The sequence below is a fragment of the Ruegeria sp. BHSB064 genome, assembly GCF_059613205.1.
In genome coordinates this window covers 58,644-65,065 of the sequence record NZ_JBXWSB010000011.1, presented here as the reverse complement: position 1 = coordinate 65,065, position 6,422 = coordinate 58,644, and the positions used below count along the sequence as shown (strand labels likewise).

The following is a 6,422-nucleotide window of genomic DNA, read 5'->3' as shown; positions in this document are numbered from 1 at the left end:
AACTGGCCATCGGCCAATTCGACGAGTTGCGTGACCCGTCGGGACCGATTTCAGTCTCTCGCTATGTCGACCTGCGCCGTGCTGGCTGGCAGGTTGCAGCGGTTCTGGAAGGCCCATACCGGATCAGCGGGCGGACCTTGCGCCTGATGGGTGTGGACATGGTTGCCTACCCGGCCCTGCCTGCCGTGACTGAAGCGGAACAGAGCGCAGCACCGCCTGAACCTGTGGACATGTTGACCTCCCCGGGCCGCATTCTTGTATCACCCGAATTGGAGGTGCTGCTGCGTGATCAAGACAACCTGCCCCCCATTCTGACCACATCGGCCCTGCCTTCGGACGTCATTCTGACTGACATCGGTGTGGCCGAGGGCCTGTTGAACCAATCAGGCGTCATCTCGCGCCTTGTCGTGCTACCGAACCAACCACGCGACTTGCCCTCTCTCAGCCAAATCGCACCTGAACTGGACCGCATCAGCCCCTCAGCGCAAGTCGATACCGCGCAGTTGACCGACAGTTTTCATTTGAACTTGTCGGCGTTTGGACTGCTGTCCTTTGCCGTTGGGCTGTTCATCGTCAATGGCACCGTTGGTCTGGCCTTTGCCCAGCGACGCGGCATGATCCGCACTTTGCGTGCTCTGGGTGTGTCCATGCGTCGGCTGGTTTGGCTTGTTCTGACCGAATTAACCCTGCTGGCCCTGATCGGAGGCAGTCTTGGATTGCTATTGGGTTTCTTTCTGGCCGGAGCGTTGTTGCCTGATGTCGCCGCAACTTTGCGGGGGCTCTATGGCGCGCCAGTGACCGGACAACTGACGCTGCAACCTCAGTGGGTTTTGGCTGGGATCGCCATGGCAGTACTCGGAACCCTGTTGGCCAGCGGTCACGCGTTGTGGCGTTTGTCTAACATGCCTTTACTCGAAGGACCGGGCGTTCAAGCGTGGCAGAGCAATTCCCGCGCGCGCCACATCGCCGGAGCAATAGGTCTGATCCTGATTGCCGGAGGATCGCTGGCCTATGTCAGCGTTGGTGGGCTTGTTGCCGGTTTCGCCTTATTGGCCGGGTTGCTGACAGGTGCGGCCTTGTTGTTACCATCGCTTCTGGCCATGGCTCTGTCTGTGCTGGCACGTACGGCGCGCGGTCCTGTTGCGCAATGGGTCTGGGCGGACCTACGGGCGCAATTGCCTGGCCTGTCTTTGGCCCTGATGGCCCTGTTACTGGCCTTGGCGGCAAATATCGGCGTGGGAACAATGGTTTCCAGCTTCAGGTTAACCTTTGTCGGTTGGCTGGATCAACGGCTGACGGCCGAGTTGTACGTGACTTCGCGCGATCAAGATCAGGCGCGCGAGATGACCGCGTGGTTGCTCCCGCAAGTCGATGCCATTTTGCCGATCCGCAGCGTGGAACTGCCCCATGAAACGGGCCCGCTGTTCCTGTACGGCGTGGTGGATGATCCGGTGTACCGGCAACACTGGCCGTTGATTGCCTCAACCCCCACGGTTTGGGATGATGTGATGGCCGGAGATGCGGTGCTTATCAACGAACAACTGGCGCGACGCGCGTCCCTGTGGCCCGGCACCCAGCTACAACTTGCCCCGGATCACGTTTTGCCGATCGCAGGGGTCTATTCCGACTATGGCAATCCAACGGGTCAAGCCATCGTTTCAATGGCGCAACTGGATCGTATCGTGCCGGGGGCCGAGATGCGGAGGTTTGGTATCCGCATGCCACCGGAAGGCGCGACTGCGATGGCACAAACCCTGCGCGCCCAATTTGACCTGCCGCCGCGCGCTGTGGTTCAGCAAGCGGCAATGAAGGCGCAATCGCTGGCGATCTTTGAGAAGACCTTTGTTGTGACATCGGCGCTGAACGTTCTGACCCTTGGCGTGGCGGGATTTGCTATCCTGACCAGCCTGTTGACGCTTTGGACACAACGCCTGCCGCAAATCGCCCCTGTCTGGGCGCTGGGCCTGAACCGGGCGCAACTGGCCCGTCTGGAACTTTTGCGAAGCGTATTGCTGGCTGCGCTGACGGCTGTCCTTGCATTGCCGCTGGGACTGATCCTGGCCTGGGTTCTGCTGGCAGTGATCAACGTACAGGCCTTCGGCTGGCGACTTCCCATGTTCGTCTTCCCATGGGACTGGCTGTGGCTGTTTCTGTTGACGCTCGTGGCGGCCACAATCGCAGCCGCCCTGCCCGCGTTGCGAATGCTGCGCCTACCCCCTGCTGACTTGCTGAGAGTGTTCGCCAATGAACGTTAAAGCCCTATTTATCTGCCTGCTCATTACTGTTCCGCTGCCGCTGTGGGCACAGGGCTATGCAGGCTTGGGCGGGTCAGCCGAGGGCTTTGATGTACCCAAAGAAGGCTATTTGTTCGATTTCCCTAAAGATCATGGCCCCCACCCGGCTTACCGCATCGAATGGTGGTATCTGACGGCCAACCTCAAGGGGGAAGATGGGCGCGACTATGGTGTGCAGTGGACCCTGTTTCGGTCTGCTTTGAAACCGTTTGAAACCGATGGCTGGCAAAGCCCGCAAATCTGGATGGGCCATGCAGCGACAACAACGCCTGATGCACATTACTTCGCGGAACGTCTTTCACGTGGCGGGATTGGTCAGGCGGGCGTAACCACTGAGCCCTTTGAGGCTTGGATTGACGAATGGCGTATGGCCGGTCCCGATTTCGACACCCTGACCCTGACAGCCAACGGAGAGGATTTCGGTTATGATCTGTCGCTGACCGCTCAGGGGCCATTGGTGTTTCACGGTGATGCGGGGTATTCGGTCAAATCTGCGTATGGTCAGGCCAGCTATTATTACTCGCAGCCCTTTTATGCGGTTGAAGGTGTTCTTCGATTGCCAGACGGCGACGTTCGCGTCACGGGTCAGGGGTGGCTGGATCGTGAATGGTCGTCGCAGCCGCTTGCTGCGGATCAAAGCGGATGGGATTGGTTTTCCCTCAGCTTCGAGGGTGGCGACAAGATGATGGCATTTCGGTTGCGTGGCGCGCGCGGCGACTTCACCTCGGCCACTTGGATCAATGCCGATGGCAGTACCGAGGCTATTCCCAACGGGACCGTCCAACTGGCGCCGCTAGCCACGGATCAAGTCGCGGGGCGCGAAGTTCCGACGCACTGGCGCGTTGTCTTGCCGGATCGGGGTGTCGAAGTCGACGTTTCGGCCATCACACCCGAAGCATGGATGGGAACCCGGTTTGAGTATTGGGAAGGCCCTGTCACCGTAACCGGCAGCCATGAAGGCCTCGGATACCTTGAGATGACAGGGTATTGATCCCCTTCCGGGCGTGGGAGCCTGATCAGCGCACGACGTAGACAGAAACAGAAGAATGCCGCACAACACGTGATGCGTTGGGACCCAGCAGGTAATCCTTGAAATCCGGCTTATGCGCACCGATTACGATCAGATCAGACCCGGCGCCTTCGGCTGTTTTCAGGATTTCCTGATAGGCCGTTCCTGTCGCCACAACATGGCGGATCGTTTCGTTTCTCTCTGCCCCCAGCGCTTTGACACACAGCGATGTCAGAGTGGCCTGCGCCTCTTCAAGTGCTTTGTCGTGAAAGTCGGGCTCAAAGAACCCTGACACCCAACTTTCACCAAAATCCGGCAGTACGGTCACAACATCCAACTGCGCCTCTTCCAGGTCTGCCAGCGCGGCCGCCTTTTGCAATACGGGCACATCAATCTCACCATTGCTGATATCAATAGCGCACAGAACCGAACGTGTCATGCAAGCACCTCTCGTCTGGCGGCCCGGCCGCGTTGCAGAAGCGCGATGAGGCCCAGAAGGATCATCGCAGGGATATAGACCAACTGCTTGGGTGGCTGGCTGGACGGCAGGCTGACCGATGTCAGACTCACGGCCTCATCCCCGTAATAATCGAAGATGTCCAGATCACCCGACAGCGGTGTTCCCGGAAACGGCTCGTCCAGTTTAACAACGCCGTCTTCAGGGATCAGGATCAGCCCCAGCGCCTCGACCCGCGCTGCGCCACCGTCTTCCGAACCCACCGTGGCAACCACAGTTGTATCGGTCATTTCAAGCGTATCGAAGTCAGGGCCGGACACCACAAGCCGCATCTCTGTACCGGGTGGAACCTGACCGATTGTTTCCTCGAAGGCAGCAGGCTCAACCGTCTGGAACGGAGGCGATATGCGGTCCATGAAGAAGTCCGGCCTGAACAAGGCAAAGGCCACAAAAATCAGCGCGATGCTTTCATAGATCCGGCTGTGGGTCAGGAAGTACCCCATTGTACCCGCAGTAAAGACCAGAATGGCTATGGTGGCGAATATGGCGACGATTATGCCTTCGACCCATGTCACATCGATCAACAACAGGTCGGTGTTGAAGATGAACACAAACGGCAACGCCACGGTGCGCAGGCTGTAGAAGAACGCCGTGAAACCGGTCTTGATCGCGTCACCACCCGATACAGCAGCGGCCGCGAAACTGGCCAGACCCACCGGCGGCGTCACATCCGCCATGATCCCGAAGTAGAACACAAACAGGTGGACCGCGATCAGAGGAACGATCAGACCGCTTTGCGCGCCAAGTTCAACAACCACACCTGCCATCAACGAGCTGACGACGATATAGTTCGCCGTTGTTGGCAGTCCCATGCCCAGGATCAGGCTGAGGATGCCGACCATGATCAGCATCAGGATCAGATTGCCGCCCGACAGGAACTCAACCAGATCGGCCATCACCTGCCCAACACCGGTCAGTGTCACTGTCCCCACGATCACACCCGCTGTGGCCGTGGCCAAAGCGATCCCGATCATGTTGCGCGCGCCGTCGATCAGGCCCTGCCACAGGTCGGCCACACCGTCGATAAAGCGGTTGTACACATCGCTTTCGCCACGGAAAATCGCCTTGAGCGGTTTTTGCGTCAGCAGGATCACGAACAGCAACGCGGTCGCCCAGAAGGCCGAGAGACCGGGGGATTTCTGTTCGATCATCAGGAAGTAGACCAGCACGATGATCGGCAGCAGATAGTGCAGACCCGCCTTGTAGATGTCTGCAATGACCGGCAGTGTGACCTCTTTGGCGTTTGGATCGTCAGGCTCAAGATCCGGCACCTGAGCGGCCAGATAAAGCAGCACGACATAGATCGCGCAGACAATCAGGCTGAGGATCAATCCCGCAGCGGAAGGTGCCCAGCTGGTCACCGCATCCACAGGGAATTGCGAACTGTAGCACAGACCGGCAAACACCAAGAAGAAGGACAACATACCGACTACGGTCCGCGCCAGATGCACATCCCGGTCGCCCAGAGTTGGCATGTTCCGCTTAACCGCTTCAAGATGAACGATATAGACCAGCGCGATGTAGGAAATCGCAGCAGGCAAGAAGGCGTGGGTGATGACCTCGACATACGAGATGCCAACATATTCCACCATCAGGAAGGCCGCAGCGCCCATAACCGGTGGCATGATCTGGCCATTTACCGAAGACGCAACCTCGACCGAGCCAGCTTGTTCGCTGGAAAAGCCTACGCGTTTCATCAGCGGAATGGTGAAGGTGCCGGTGGTTACAACATTGGCAATCGACGAGCCCGAGATCAGCCCGGTCGCGGCAGACCCCACAACGGCAGCCTTCGCAGGACCACCGCGCAGATGGCCGAGCGCCCCGAAGGCCATTTTGATGAAATAGTTCCCTGCCCCGGCTTTATCGAGCAACGCCCCGAACAGCACGAAGAGGAAGACGAATTTCGTAGAAACGCCAAGAGCAATGCCAAACACGCCTTCGGACGTGATCCACATATGGCTCATGGCCTTTTTCAGGCTCGCACCTTTCCAGCGGATCACTTCGGGCACCCATTCGGATGAGCCGAAGAAAACATAAGCCAAAAAGATCGTCGCGATGATCGCCATGGCCGGGCCAAGCGCGCGGCGTGCGGCCTCGAACAACAGCAGCAGACCACCCAATGCGATCCACTTGTCCGTGTCATCGGCCAAACCGCCCGCATTGACGATCTTGTCGTAGAAGAAATATCCATAAAGCGCGACAAACGCGCCCAAAAGACCCATGATCCAATCCTGAATCGGGATGTAGTTCCGAGGGCTGGATTTCAGCGCCGGATAAGCCGCAAAGGCCAGGAACATCGCAAAAGCCAGATGGAATTGGCGCGAGTTGTTCACAACGCTTCCGGGTAGAACATAATTTGAAATTGGCGAGGCCAGAACAACCTGAAAAATTGACCAGATCGCGGCCACGACAGCCAGGAAAATCCCGACGTTGCCGACCGGATTACGCCCCCCAGCGTCAGAAGACGCAACCAGGTCCTGAAGCTCTTCTTCGGATAGCGGGCGATTGGATTGTGTGTCGGAACTCATGCAATGTCTCCCCGTCACGGCCTTTTTCGGCCTTTTGGAACCCCGTTTAACACGGGTTGCGTGCAGGGCACCCT

At 58.3% G+C, this 6,422-nt stretch carries 4 protein-coding genes; 2 read left to right on the top strand and 2 right to left on the bottom strand.

Translation table 11 applies throughout. The features are described from left to right. Positions 1-2,255: ABC transporter permease (locus AC2FNU_RS04620; protein ID WP_496785411.1), on the top strand; the 2,255-nt coding region annotated here is incomplete at its 5' end. Then, entirely contained in the window at positions 2,245-3,285 is a 1,041-nt protein-coding gene (locus AC2FNU_RS04615) for a lipocalin-like domain-containing protein (RefSeq protein WP_496785410.1), read from the top strand. The genes AC2FNU_RS04620 and AC2FNU_RS04615, both read left to right, overlap by 11 nt. Before the next feature lie 25 nt (positions 3,286-3,310). Here the strand turns inward: AC2FNU_RS04615 and AC2FNU_RS04610 are convergent, their stop codons facing one another. Beyond that, entirely contained in the window at positions 3,311-3,742 is a 432-nt protein-coding gene (locus AC2FNU_RS04610) for a universal stress protein (RefSeq protein WP_496785406.1), read from the bottom strand. Beyond that, entirely contained in the window at positions 3,739-6,348 is a 2,610-nt protein-coding gene (locus tag AC2FNU_RS04605; RefSeq protein ID WP_496785404.1) for a TRAP transporter permease, read from the bottom strand. Before AC2FNU_RS04605 ends, AC2FNU_RS04610 begins: the two co-directional genes overlap by 4 nt. Between the last annotated feature and the right edge of the window lie 74 nt (positions 6,349-6,422).